Annotated in this window: 10 protein-coding genes; 6 read left to right on the forward strand and 4 right to left on the reverse strand. The window is 72.4% G+C overall.

All coding sequences use genetic code 11. From position 1 onward, the window contains the following. Positions 1-98: 98 nt before the first annotated feature. Positions 99-1,664 (reverse strand): purple acid phosphatase family protein, encoded by a 1,566-nt coding sequence (locus ACFWXO_RS02760; protein WP_380521611.1) that lies wholly within the window; start codon positions 1,662-1,664, stop codon positions 99-101. 327 nt (positions 1,665-1,991) lie between these two features. Between ACFWXO_RS02760 and ACFWXO_RS02765 the strand changes: the two genes are divergently transcribed. Next, complete coding sequence (locus ACFWXO_RS02765) at positions 1,992-2,705, forward strand: transglycosylase family protein (RefSeq protein WP_380521612.1); 714 nt, start codon at positions 1,992-1,994, stop codon at positions 2,703-2,705. A 207-nt stretch (positions 2,706-2,912) separates the two neighbouring features. Here the strand turns inward: ACFWXO_RS02765 and ACFWXO_RS02770 are convergent, their stop codons facing one another. The 3 genes from ACFWXO_RS02770 to ACFWXO_RS02780 form a co-directional block, all read right to left on the reverse strand. Then, positions 2,913-4,847, reverse strand: coding sequence for an amino acid transporter (locus ACFWXO_RS02770; protein ID WP_380521614.1), 1,935 nt, complete (start codon positions 4,845-4,847; stop codon positions 2,913-2,915). Between the two features lie 294 nt (positions 4,848-5,141). Beyond that, positions 5,142-6,740: a multicopper oxidase family protein gene (locus ACFWXO_RS02775; protein ID WP_380521616.1), complete on the reverse strand. Its 1,599-nt coding sequence runs from the start codon at positions 6,738-6,740 to the stop codon at positions 5,142-5,144. Positions 6,741-6,858: 118 nt separating this feature from the next. Further along, the gene (locus tag ACFWXO_RS02780; protein WP_380521618.1) at positions 6,859-7,305 is read right to left on the reverse strand and encodes a DUF6153 family protein; all 447 of its coding nucleotides are present in this window, start codon (positions 7,303-7,305) and stop codon (positions 6,859-6,861) included. Between the two features lie 238 nt (positions 7,306-7,543). On the opposite strand from ACFWXO_RS02780, the gene ACFWXO_RS02785 reads away from it, so the two are divergent. The 5 genes from ACFWXO_RS02785 (at position 7,544) to ACFWXO_RS02805 (ending at position 12,436) form a co-directional block, all read left to right on the forward strand. Next, the gene (locus ACFWXO_RS02785) at positions 7,544-7,951 is read left to right on the forward strand and encodes a hypothetical protein (RefSeq protein ID WP_375883598.1); all 408 of its coding nucleotides are present in this window, start codon (positions 7,544-7,546) and stop codon (positions 7,949-7,951) included. Between the two features lie 2 nt (positions 7,952-7,953). Further along, positions 7,954-9,645 (forward strand): alpha/beta hydrolase, encoded by a 1,692-nt coding sequence (locus tag ACFWXO_RS02790; protein WP_380521621.1) that lies wholly within the window; start codon positions 7,954-7,956, stop codon positions 9,643-9,645. Further along, positions 9,642-10,169, forward strand: coding sequence for a hypothetical protein (locus tag ACFWXO_RS02795; protein WP_380521623.1), 528 nt, complete (start codon positions 9,642-9,644; stop codon positions 10,167-10,169). Before ACFWXO_RS02790 ends, ACFWXO_RS02795 begins: the two co-directional genes overlap by 4 nt. Positions 10,170-10,342: 173 nt before the next feature. Then, positions 10,343-10,750, forward strand: coding sequence for a hypothetical protein (locus ACFWXO_RS02800; RefSeq protein ID WP_380521625.1), 408 nt, complete (start codon positions 10,343-10,345; stop codon positions 10,748-10,750). Between the two features lie 3 nt (positions 10,751-10,753). Beyond that, a complete protein-coding gene (locus ACFWXO_RS02805) occupies positions 10,754-12,436 on the forward strand; it encodes an alpha/beta hydrolase (protein ID WP_380521627.1) in 1,683 nt (560 codons plus the stop codon). Positions 12,437-12,562: the final 126 nt, after the last annotated feature.

The following is a 12,562-nucleotide window of genomic DNA, read 5'->3' on the forward strand; positions in this document are numbered from 1 at the left end:
CCGCGCCCCTCCGTCCGTGTGTCGGTGCGGCCGCGGGGGGTCCGGGGGGCGCGGGCGCGGGGGCGGCCCGGCCCCCCCGGCGTACAGGCGACTACCGCCTACTCGTCGTCGTCGGACCAGCCGTCGCTGCGGTCGCGGTAGAGCGTGAACCGGTCGTACAGCACCGGTGTCGGCAGCGGGTTGGCGGCGGTGGCGGGCACCGAGTGGTAGTAGGAGACGGTGATGGTGGTGCGGTCGCCGGGGTAGCGGCCCGGGTCGACGTCGAAGACGGCGACGCCGTACGGGTACTTGGTGTCCGGGTCGGTGACCGCGGACCAGTGGGCCTTCTCCTTGGCGTCCGGGTCGGCCTTGAAGGTGAGCCGCTGGGTGCGGACGCTGGCCTGGCGGACGCCGTCCGCGTCGGGCGGGAGGTACACGTCGTCGTGGCCGGCGGTGCCGCCGCCGCCGAGGATGAGGTGGACGGTGCCCTCGGAGGTGTCGATCTGCCGCAGGTCGTCGTCGACGACGGCGGGGGTGAGCAGCCCGCCCGGCTCCGTGCCGCGCACGGGGTGGGTGCGCTCGTAGTCGTGGTCGTGGCCGGCCAGGACGAGGTCGACGGAGTAGCGGTCGAGCAGCGGCAGCAGCTGTTCCCGGATGCCCATGTCGCCGCCGTGGCTGGCGGCGGAGGAGGACATCGCGAACTGGTGCAGGTTGACGACGATCCAGTCGACCGCGCTGCCGTTCCGGGCGCGCGACAGGACCCGCTCCAGCCAGCGGAGTTGGGCGCCCTCGCTGTAGCCGCTGATGTAGATGGACTGCCCGGTGGCGGGGTCGAGGCTGGCGTCGTCCTCGACGGCGATCTCGTTGCCGTCCAGGCTGACGAACAGCACCGAACCGACCTGGAAGCTGTACCAGTTGCCGCAGTGATCGCGAGTGCCGTTGTCGGGCAGTTCGAAGCGGGTGAGGTACGAGGCGTACCCGAGGTCGCCGCCGCCGGCCTCGACCTCGTGGTTGCCGGGGGCCGGCATCCAGGGGCGGTTGGCGGCGGACTTGGACAGGTTGTTCATGAACGCGTTCCAGGCCTGCGGCTGGAGCTGCGGGTTGTTGTTGGCGTAGGCGAGGTCGCCGTTGAGCAGGTGGAACAGCGGGTTGAACTGTTCGACCTGCCGGACGGCGGCGGCGCCGTGGATGGAGGACTTCGCGAACACGTTGTCGCCGGTGCCGAGGTCGCCGAAGCTGGTGAAGCGGAAGGCGGCGCGGCCGCGGGCGGGGGCGGTGCGGAAGGTGCCGCGGACGGGCTGGGCGCCGTCGTGCAGCACCTCGTACACGTAGGTGGTGTCGGGGCGCAGCCCGTCCAGGCGGGCGTGGTGGGTGAAGGTCTCCACCTTGTTGAGGCCGTCGACGTAGCTGCGGCTGCTCGCGTCGACGCTGCGGCCGGCGCCGCCGCGCGGGGTGCCGATCCGCACCCGGGGGCGCTTCACGGAGGCGCCGGTCGCCCAGGAGACGGTCATCTCGCGGGAGGGCTCGTTGCCCCACTGGAGGTGGACCTGCTCCGGTCCGGGGGTGCCGGCGACGGCCGGCTGGGTCCACAGCAGGGTGGACGCGGGCAGCGCGGCGAGCGCGCCGGCCACCGTCCCCGTCCGGAGGACCGTTCTGCGCGAGGGTTGTGCCGGGGAATGTGCCACTGCCGCCTCCTGGGCTACGAGAAACGCCCAGGAGGCTCGCAGTCGGACGGTACGGCCGCACCACCATCAACCGTGCGGACGGCGAACGGCAGTTGAACGCTGGTCCGGACCAGCTGCCCGGCGACCGGTGTCCGGGAGCCGGGTACGGGCGGAGGTCCCGGGCAGGGGGTACGGCCGGATGGCCGCGGGCCGCCGGGGTGGTGCGGGACGGCCGAGCGGGTGACCTCCCGGTCGTGTCGGCGGCGGCGCGCCCGGCTCGGCGTGCGTCGGTTGGAACGCGCCGTCTCCGGGCGGTGCACGCCCTGTCCCCGGACCTGAGAGCCGCCCATGCCTCCCACCGCGCGCCTCCGCCGCCTCGTTCCCACCGCGCTCTGCGCCCTCGCCGTGGCCCTCGCCGCCCCCGCGGCCCACGCCGCGCCCCCGGGCGGCGACAGCGGGGCCGACCCGGGCGGGAGGACGGACGGCGGCCGGTACGACTGGGAGCGGGTGGCGGACTGCGAGAGCAGCGGCAACTGGCACATCAACACCGGCAACGGCTACTTCGGCGGCCTCCAGTTCGACCGGTCCACCTGGCGGGAGAACGGCGGCCTGGCCTACGCCCCGCGCCCCGACCTCGCCAGCCGCGAGGAGCAGATGGCCGTCGCCCAGCACCTGGCCGAGCGGCGCGGCCTCTCCCCCTGGCCGGTCTGCGGCTCCCACGCCCTGGGCGGCCGCGCCCACGGGACCGCCGCCCCGGACCGGGACGAGGCCCGCGCCGAGGCCCGTGGCCGGACCCAGGACCGGACCGGCGACCGGACCCATGACGAGGAGGCCGCCGAGGCCACCCGCGACCACGGGCGCGACGCCGTCCTGCCGCCGCCCGCCCCCGGCTCGGCCGTGGACGGCCGGTGGACCGTCCGCGAGGACGACACCCTGGACCAGCTCGCCGCCACCCTGCGCGTCCCCGGTGGCTGGCCGGCGCTGTACGAGCTCAACCGCGCCACCGTCGGCGAGGACCCGGACCTCATCCAGCCCGGCCTGGTCCTGCGGCTCCCGTCCTGACCTCCTGAACTGACCCCCTCCTGAACGCCGACGGGCCCCCCCCCGCGGGGGGGGGGCGGGGGGGGCGGGGGCGGGGGGGGGGGGGGGGGCCGGGGGGGGGGGGGGCCCCCCGGGGGCCCCCCCCCCCGCCCCGCGCCCGCCCGCGGGGCTGGGGGCGCCCGGCCCGGGCCGTTGCGCAGCGGGCGGGCCGTGGCGCAGGCGGCGGCGTCAGCCGACGTGGACCCGCGGACGCTTCGTCCGGTCCGGCTCCGCCTCGCGCAGCACCTCGCGGGTGACCGGCGCGACCTCGCCCTGACCGAACAGGATGAAGCGCAGGAACTGGGCGAAGGGGTGCCCCTCGGTCCACTCGAAGTACAGGTGCGGCCGCTGCCCGGTGCGGTCCCGGACGGTGAGCGCCAGGGCGGCGATCGCGTTCGGGATGCTGGAGCTCTCCAGGGTGAGCACCCGGTACCGGTTGTGCAGCACCTCGCCGCGGACGGTCAGCTCGGACTCGAAGTCCGAGGCGTCCCGGACGGTCACCTCGACGAAGACCAGGTCGTCCTCGCCGGGGATGTCGTTGTCGGCGCGGATCTGCCGGATCTTGTCGCGGTACTCGGCGACGTCCCGGTTGGTCGGCTCGTTGGCGATCAGGCGCAGCGGGCGGTGGGCGTAGTCGCGGATGAACCGCTCGGCCGTCTCGTCCAGCAGCACGTCGGTGACGCGCAGCTCGAAGGCGCGCTTGAGGCGGGAGAGCAGCGACACCAGGATGATGCCGGCGATGAAGCAGGCGCCGATCTTGACGCCGTCCGGGCGCTCCATGGTGTTGACCACGGTGGTGTAGAGGAAGACCGCGGCGATGACCCCGAAGGCGACGGTCCAGCCGCGCTGGCGCTTCTTGTACGCGGCGATGGTGACGGCGATGGCCGCCGAGCTGATCAGGACCAGCACACCGGTGGCGTAGGCGCCGCCCTGGGCGTCGACGCTGGCGTCGAACAGCCAGGTGATCAGGAAGCCGACGACGGTCAGCACGATCACCATCGGGCGCACGGCGCGGGCCCAGTGCGGGGCCATGCCGTAGCGCGGGAGGTAGCGGGGCAGCAGGTTGAGCATGCCCGCCATGGCGGAGGCACCGGCGAACCACAGGATCGCGATGGTCGACAGGTCGTAGACGCTGCCGAAGGCGCCGCCCAGGTACTCGTGCGCCAGGAAGGCCAGGGCGCGGCCGTTGGCCTGGCCGCCGCTCTCGAACTCCTTGGCGGGGATGAGCAGGGTGCAGATGAAGCTGGTCGCGATCAGGAAGCTGCTCATGATCACGGCGGCGGTGGTGAGCAGCTTGCGGGTGCCGCGGATCCGGCCGACCGGGTTCGCCTCGGTGTCGTCCGCGTCGCCCTTGATGTGCGGCATCACGGCGACGCCGGTCTCGAAGCCGGACATGCCGAGCGCGAGCTTCGGGAAGACGACGAGCGCGACGCCGATCATCACGAACACGTTGCCGTGCTGGGTGGTGAGCGCGTTGGACCAGTCGGTGACGACGTGCGGCGCCTGGACGATCTTCCAGATGCCGACCGCCACGACCACCACGTTGAGCGCCAGGTAGACCCCGACCAGCCCCACGGCCAGGCCGATCGCCTCGCCGAAGCCCTTGAGGAAGACGGCACCGAGCAGGGCGACCAGGATCAGCGTGATGACCATCTGCTTGCCGCCGAGGGCGCCCGTCAGGTGCGGGTTCTCGACCAGGTGGGCGCTGGCGTCGGCGGCGGAGAGGGTGATCGTGATGATGAAGTCCGTCGCCGCGAAGCCGAGCAGCGCGAGGACGAACAGCTTGCCCTTCCAGAACGACAGCAGCCGCTCCAGCATCGCGATCGAGCCCTCACCGCGCGGGCTCTCCTGGGCGACCCGCCGGTAGACCGGCAGCGCGCCCAGCAGGGTGACCAGCACCAGCACGATCGTGGCGATCGGCGACAGCAGTCCGGCCGCGAGCGCGGCGATGCCCGGCTGGTAGCCGAGCGTCGAGAAGTAGTCCAGACCGGTCAGGCACATCACCCGCCACCACGGCTGGCCCGTGTGCGCAGCGTGACCGGCCTCGGCGGCGGAGTCCCCCGACTCCGCGCCGTCCTGCTGCGCCTTCGCGGCGGCGTCCCTGGCGGCCTTCTCCGGGGACATGTCCTCCAGGAGCCAGCTGCGCAGCCGTATTCGCGCCGACGACGGAGCCTCCGTCGTCGCCTCCGTCGAACCCGACGAAACCACCTTGCACCTCTTGTTTAAAGACCCCGTAAAGCGCCGTCGGGCGACGGCAGTGCGCCAGGCTATGCGACAGCCGTTAAGGAGACGTCATCGGCCCGCGTTAAGAAAACGTCATGGCTGCGCAGGTCGGAACGGGTGGCGCGGCGGGTCGGGGCCGGCGCCGGGGCGGGGCGGTGGAGCACCCCGCCCCGGCGTCTCACGGACCGGACGGGGTTACGCCCGGTAACCGAGGACCGTCATCATGCCGGTCTCCGCGTGGTACACGTTGTGGCAGTGCACCATCCACAGACCCGGGTTGTCGGCGTCGAAGTCCACCGCCAGGGTCGTGCCCGGCAGCACGATCGCGGTGTCCTTGCGGGGGCCGCCGGCGCCCAGCGCGAAGCTGTGTCCGTGCAGGTGGACGGGGTGCCACATGGCGGTGCTGTTGCGGAACTCCAACCGCACCCGCTCCCCGGCCGCGACCGGGTGGCGCTGCGCCGGGTCGTACCTGCGGCCGTTGAACGCCCAGTCGGCCCTGGCCATGCCGCCGGTGAGCTCCAGCGCCACCGTGCGGTCCGGCGCCCGGTCCGGCAGCCGGACGGCCGGATCGGCCCTCAACTGCCCGGCGGTCAGCAGCCGGCCGTCCAGTTCGGCGGGGCGGGTCGAGGCGTCCGGCGCGGCGCCGCCGCCGGTGCGCAGCACGGCCAGCGCGGCGGCGTTCTTGCCCTCGGCCAGGGCGGTCAGCGGGAAGGCGCCGTCCTTCGCGGTGACCAGCACGTCGTAGCGCTCGCCCATGCCGAGCAACAGGGCCTGGGTGGTGGCCGGTTCGACCGGGAAGCCGTCGGTGTGGGTGACGGTCAGCTCGTGGCCGCCGAGGGCGACCCGGTAGGCGGTGTCGCCGCCCGCGTTGATCAGCCGGATCCGGATCCGGTCGCCGGGCTTGGCGGTGAAGGTCTCGGGGGCGGTCGCCAGGCGGCCGTTGACCAGGTGGAAGGGGTAGGCGACGTCGCCCGCGTCGCCGCCGAGCAGCGGGCTGGTGGCGCCCATCAGCATCCGGGACGGGCCGTCGGCTGCGGCGGGGGTGCCCGACATGCCCGGCATGCCGTGCCCCGAGTGGTCCATGCCACCCGTACCCCCCATGTCGCCCATGCCCTTGGCGAGTTCGGCGAGGACGGCGTCCGGGGTGCTGCCGTCGACCCCGTCCACCCAGTCGTCCAGGACGACCACCCACTCCCTGTCGTAGCGCAGCGGCTCCTTCGGGTCCTCGACGATCAGCGGGGCGTACAGGCCGCGGTCCTGCTGGACGCCGGAGTGCGGGTGGAACCAGTAGGTGCCGGGGTGGGAGAGGGCGAAGCGGTAGTCGAAGGAGGCCCCCGCCCGGACGGGGTCCTGGGTCAGGCCCGGCACGCCGTCCATGTCGTTGCGCAGCGCGAGGCCGTGCCAGTGCAGCGAGGTGGGCTGCGGCAGGTGGTTGGCGAGGGTGAGGGCGAGGGTGTCGCCGACGGTGGCGCGCACCTCCTGGCCGGGCAGGCGGTCGCCGTAGGCCCAGCTGCGGACAGTGCGTCCGCCCAGGTCGAGGGTGGTCTCGGTGGCGGTGAGCGCGACCTTGCGCTCGGGTCCGGGCTTGCGCCGTGCCTCGGCGGCGGCGACCTCGGGACCGTTCGGGGCGACGAAGCCGGCGGGGGCGGCACTGCCGGTCATCGGGGAACGGTCCATGGACGAGTGGTCCATGCCGCTCATCGGGTCCGAACCGGCGGAGCAGGCGGTGAGCAGGCCGGTCCCGGCGGCGGCGAGCGCGGCGCCGAGGACGGTACGACGGGTGGGTGTGCGCATGGCGGAGTGCACCTCGTACAGGGGTGGTGTGGACGTACAGGACGGCGCGTCGGCCGTTCCGTGCGCGGGCGCGCAGGCGCGAAGACGCGTGCGCGGGCACAGGACGGCGGGCGCACGCCTACTGACGCAGCACCGACAGTCTGCTGAGGAGGAGCCGCCCACCCCCGGGCGGCGGCAGTGCGCGGACGGCCCGCAGCAGCCGGGCCCGCACCTCGGCGGCGGCGTCACCGCTGCGGCGCAGCAGCGGGCCGACGACCAGCAGCACCACGCCCCAGCCGACCAGCACGGCGAGACAGACCGTCATCGGGTCCATGCCGTCGGCGGTCGCGGGATCAGCAGTCGCGGATTCGACGGCCGCGGAATCGGCGGCCGGCCCGTGGTGGTCCGGCAGCTGCTGGACCACCGCCACCCGGGGCCCGTGCCCCTCCGACCCGCCGTGCCCGCCGTGTCCACCACTCGGGTGCCCGAGCGTGTGCATCGTCACGATGCCGAGCAGCAGCGCGGCGAGCAGCAGCAGGCGCAGCACCCCGGGCACCGGGGCGCCGTACGGCCGCTGCTGCGCCATGCCCCGCCTCCCGTCCGCCCCACCGTGTCCGCTTACCCCCGCAGGGTATCCCGAGCTGCGACCGGGCTACGACCGGGCCGTGCGCCGGGGGCCGCCACCGGGTCGTTCGAGCCCATACCACACCCCCCCGGGTTCCGGCGGACTTTCCGTGTACAAGATCCGTTAACATGCCCGGCAGTTACGCACGATCCCGGGCCGGGAGGACGCCGCGGTCCGGAACTGACGGGGGAACGAAGAGATGGCAGTACCTGACGCGGGACTGGAGTTCAAGGTCAAGCCGGGCGAGCTGGACGGTTGCGGGCAGAGCGCGCAGCACATCGGCGGCCTGATACCGGGCGAGACCGCCAAGATCACCGATCCGTGCAACACGGCCGCCGGAGGCCTCAAGGGCTTCCTCACCGCCGGCGCGATCACCAGTTGCAGCACCAGCTGGAAGACCCTGCTCGACAAGCTCGGCGGCGACATGGGCGACGTCGGCACCAAGCTCGGCACCTCGGCGACCTACTACCGCCAGGCCGAGCAGAACGCCCACAACAGCATGCGCAACCCGAACGCGCCCGCCTCGAACGGCACGGAGCCGGACCCCTTCGACACCGCCGTCGTCCCCGGCCCGGTCAAGCCGCGCAGCGCGAAGGCGGCCGAGTAGCCATGGACATCAAGACCCTGCACGACGCCGACGTCATCGGCATCACCGGCGCGAAGAACGCCTTCGACACCCTGGCCACCGCCTTCGGCCAGCACATCGAGAACTGGCAGCACGAGGTCGTCGACCGGCTGAACCACTCCGAGTGGACCGGGACGGCCGCCGGGCACGCCAACACCCGGATCCAGGACCTGGGAAACGAACTCCAGGCCGCCAAGCAGGAACTCGGCCTGGTCAGCCGGGCCCTGCAGGACGCCTACGACGGCTTCGCGGCCGCCCAGGCCCACCTGATCAACGCCCTGGACGACGCCAAGACCCACAAGCTGACCGTCGCCGCGGACGGTGGGATCACCTGGGAGAAGGACCCCAACTCCCCCAACTTCGCGGGCACGGACGCCGAGGCGCAGGCCAAGCAGATCCAGGCCCGGATCACCGCCGCCCTCAACGAGGCCGACCACGCCGACCAGACCATCAACACCCGGCTCGGCCACCTCGCCACCAACGCGAGCAACGGCACCGGCCTGGACTCCGCCACCGCGAAGGCCGACCAGGCCGCCGCGGACGCCCTCGGCCAGATCCCTCCCGCCGGCACCGACCCGAACAGCGTCAAGGCCTGGTGGAACGGGCTGACCGACGAGCAGCAGCACCGGATGGTCCTCAACCACCCCGACCAGATCGGCAACCTCGACGGCATCCCCGCCACCGGCCGGGACGAGGCCAACCGGATCAACCTGGCGCGCGGCAAGCAGGACGTCCAGCACCAGCTCGACGCGCTCGGCGCCGCGCCGCCGGCGACCGTGGGCAACGGCAGGTTCATCCGCCCGAACCCCGCCTACACGGACTGGCAGCACAAGCACGACGAGCTGGCCGACAAGATGAACGGCATCAACGCCATCGAGAGCCGGCTGAACACGCCCGTCGACGCCCAGCACCCGCCGACCTTCCTGATGGGCTTCGACACCAACGGCAAGGGCCACGCCATCGTCGCGGTCAACAACCCCGACACGGCCGACAACGTGTCGACGTACGTCCCCGGCACCGGCGCCCGGCTCGGCAGCATCAACAGCGACATCAACCGCTCGGACGCGATGGTCGCCTCCGCCAACGCCGCGGGCACCGGCAAGACCACCTCGTCGATCACCTGGGTCGGCTACGACGCACCCCAGAACATCATCCCCGAGGCCGCGGACGACACTTACGCGAAGAACGCGGAGGACAAGCTGGTCGGCTTCGAGAACGGACTGCACGCCACCCACAACGGGGCCATCGGGAACAACACCATCCTGGCCCACAGCTACGGCACCACGGTCGTCGGGTACACCATGCGCGACCACGGCCTCCCGGTCGACAACGCCGTCCTGATCGCCAGCCCCGGCGCCGGCGTCGAGAACGCCAAGGACCTGCGGATCGACCCCTCCCACGTGTACGCCGCGCAGAGCCCGGCCGACGCGATCGGCTGGGCCGCCGCCACCGACCCCGGCGGGATGGGCGACAACCTCTGGGACAACATCAAGACCGACTTCGGCTTCGGCGACGGCGACCACCACCTGATGTACGGCCGGCAGACCACTGCCCCGCAGTTCGGTGCGAACGTGATGCCCGTCGACCCCGACGCCGGCCACTCCGACTACTGGAACAACGGTTCACCCACCCTGGCCGCCATGGGCCAGGTCATCGCCGGAAAGCCCAACTCATGACCGCCACCGCACCCGTCCCGCTGATCGGGCGGGTCACCGCCGCGGCCCTCCTGGCGGTCACCGCCACGGCCCTGAGCGCCTGCGGGGCCGACACCCTCCAGGAGCGCGCGCAGCCCACCATCACCCTGGACCAGGCGAAGACGCAGATCGACGGCTACCTCGCCGCCGTACAGGCCCGACTGCCGGTCCAGCCGGTGTCCTCGCCGCCCGCGTTCAGCGATCTGGAGTGCGACGCCAACGACATCGGCCCGCACGGCCGGAAGCAGACCAGCCGGGTCCGCGACCTCGGTGACGTGCCGTCGGACGCCAAAGCCAGGACGGTGACCGCCTTCCGCGACTACCTGACCGGACAGGGCTTCCAGGCCGTGCCGGAGCCGACGGGCTCCCACATCGACCGGATCCGGCTGAGGAACCCGCAGAACCAGTTCCTCGCGATCCTGAACGGAACCTCCGACTCCGGCCACGACCTCACCCTCCAGGTCGGCTCGCCCTGCGTCTGGCCCGACGGCACGCCGGCCAAGTAGCCCAACTCCCCTTCGGGGCCGCACCTTTACCGAGGTGCGGCCCCTTCGCACACGCCCCGGTCGAACCCCTTTCCCGTTCTCGACGATCCGCTAGCATGCGTCGTCAGTTGTCGCTCGGACCGGCCCGGCGACCCGTCCGGCCACCGGTCCGGAACTGACGGGGGAACGAAGACATGGCAGAACCCGATGCGGGTTTGGCGTTCAAGGTCAAACCGTCCGAGCTGGACGGCTGCGGACAGAGCGCGCAACACATCGGCGGTCTCATACCCGGCGAGACCGCGAAGATCACCGATCCGTGCAGCCAGGCCGCCGGCACCCTGCAAGGCTGGCTCACCGCCGCCGCGTTGACCACCTGCGGCAGCAGCTGGAAGACCCTGCTGGACAGGCTCGGCGGCGACATGGGCGACTTCGGCACCAAGCTCGGCACCTCGGCGGCCTACTACCGGCAGGTCGAGCAGGACATCCACACCAACATGATCCACCCGGACACCCCGGTCCCGACCACCAAGGAGCCCGACCCGTTCGACACCGTCGTCATCCCCGGCCCGGTGGGACCGCGCAGTGCGAAGGCGGTGGAGTAGCCGATGGACATCAAGACGCTGAACGGCGCCGACTTCGGCAACCTCGCCACCGCCAAGGGCGCCTTCGACACCCTCTCCACCGCCTTCGGACAGCACGTGGAGAACTGGCAGCACGAGGTCGTCGACCGGCTGACCCGCTCCGAGTGGACCGGGACGGCCGGCGGCCACGCCCAGACCCGGATGCAGACGCTGCACGACGAACTCCAGGCCGCCCAACAGGAGATCGGGCTCATCAGCCGGGCCCTCCAGGACGCCTCCGAGGCCTTCGTCGCCGCCCAGACCCACCTGTCCAACGCCCTCAACGACGCCAAGGCCCACAAGCTGACCGTCGCCCCCGACGGCGGGATCACCTGGGACAAGGACCCCAACTCCCCCAACTTCGCGGGCACGGACGCCGACACCCTGGCCAAGGACATCCAGAGCCGGATCACCGCCGCCCTCACCGAGGCCGACCACGCGGACCGGACGATCAGCAGCCGACTCGCCCACCTCACCACCAACGCGACCAACGCCACCGGACTCGACTCCACCGTCGCGAAGAACGACACGGCCGCCGCGAACGCGCTCCAACAGGTCCCCGCCGCGGGCACCGACCCCAACAGCGTCAAGGCCTGGTGGGACAGCCTGACCGACGAGCAGCAGCGGATGATGGCCCTCACCCACCCGGAGCAGATCGGCAACCTCGACGGCATCCCCGCCACCGGCCGCGACCAGGCCAACCGGATCACCCTCGCCAAGACGCACGCCGACCTCCAGCAGCGGCTCGACGCCCTCGGCCCGGAGCCCGACTCGGTGGTGGGCACGCCGTACGGCGCCGTCGAGCCCCCGGACCACAAGCTCTGGAAGCAGGAGCACGACGGGCTCGTCGACCAGCTGAACGGCATCAAGGCGATCGAGGACCGGATGAAGGTCCCCGTCGACGCCAACCATCCGCAGACCTACCTGCTCGGCTACGACAACGCCGGTCGCGGCCACGCCATCGTCGCGAGCGGCAACCCGGACACCGCCGACAACGTCTCGACGTACGTCCCCGGCACCGGAGCGCGGCTCGGACACATCGGCAGCGACATCGAGCGCTCGGACGCCATGGTCGCTGCGGCCAACGCCGCCGGCACCGGGAAGACCACCTCCTCGATCACCTGGATCGGCTACGACGCCCCGCAGTCCCTCGCCGATGCCACGGACGACCAGTACGCGAAGGACGCGGAGAAGAAGCTGGTCGGCTTCGAGAACGGACTGCACGCCACCCACAACGGGACCATCGGCAACAACACGATCCTCGGGCACAGCTACGGCACCACGACCATCGGCTACACCATGAAGGACCACGGGCTCCCGGTCGACAACGTCGTCCTGATCGCCAGCCCCGGCGCCGGCGTCGACTCCGCCAAGGACCTCCGCATCGACCCGTCCCACGTGTACGCGGCGCAGAGCCCGTCCGACATGATCGGCATGGCCGCCGCCATCGACCCCGGCGGAATGGCGCAGAACGTCTGGGACAACACGGTGAGCAACCTGCCCTTCGTCGACGACGACGACCACCACCTGATCCACGGCCGCCAGACCACCGTGTCCGACTTCGGCGCGAACGTCATGCCGGTCGACCCCAAGGCCGGGCACTCCGACTACTGGAACAACGGCTCGCCGACGCTGGCCGCGATGGGGCGGGTCATCGCGGGCACGTAGCGGCCGCCTCCTCGGGGGGGGGGGGGGGCGCGCGGGGGGCGGGGGGGGGGGCCGCCCCCCCGCCCGCGCCCCGGCCGCGCGGGCGCCCCGGGGGGGGGTAAAAAAAAAAAAAGGAGCGCACGCCAC

Origin of the sequence: Kitasatospora sp. NPDC059088, assembly GCF_042738155.1 — a bacterium.
In the GTDB taxonomy this organism is placed as follows: Bacteria; Actinomycetota; Actinomycetes; order Streptomycetales; family Streptomycetaceae; genus Kitasatospora.

Coding starts and splice junctions, on each gene's coding strand:
- ACFWXO_RS02785 (WP_375883598.1), top strand. CDS start 7,544: ATGGCAGTACCTGACGCGGGACTGGAGTTCAAGGTCAAGCCGGGCGAG.
- ACFWXO_RS02765 (WP_380521612.1), top strand. CDS start 1,992: ATGCCTCCCACCGCGCGCCTCCGCCGCCTCGTTCCCACCGCGCTCTGC.
- ACFWXO_RS02780 (WP_380521618.1), bottom strand. CDS start 7,305: ATGGCGCAGCAGCGGCCGTACGGCGCCCCGGTGCCCGGGGTGCTGCGC.
- ACFWXO_RS02790 (WP_380521621.1), top strand. CDS start 7,954: ATGGACATCAAGACCCTGCACGACGCCGACGTCATCGGCATCACCGGC.
- ACFWXO_RS02805 (WP_380521627.1), top strand. CDS start 10,754: ATGGACATCAAGACGCTGAACGGCGCCGACTTCGGCAACCTCGCCACC.
- ACFWXO_RS02795 (WP_380521623.1), top strand. CDS start 9,642: ATGACCGCCACCGCACCCGTCCCGCTGATCGGGCGGGTCACCGCCGCG.
- ACFWXO_RS02775 (WP_380521616.1), bottom strand. CDS start 6,740: ATGCGCACACCCACCCGTCGTACCGTCCTCGGCGCCGCGCTCGCCGCC.
- ACFWXO_RS02800 (WP_380521625.1), top strand. CDS start 10,343: ATGGCAGAACCCGATGCGGGTTTGGCGTTCAAGGTCAAACCGTCCGAG.
- ACFWXO_RS02770 (WP_380521614.1), bottom strand. CDS start 4,847: ATGTCCCCGGAGAAGGCCGCCAGGGACGCCGCCGCGAAGGCGCAGCAG.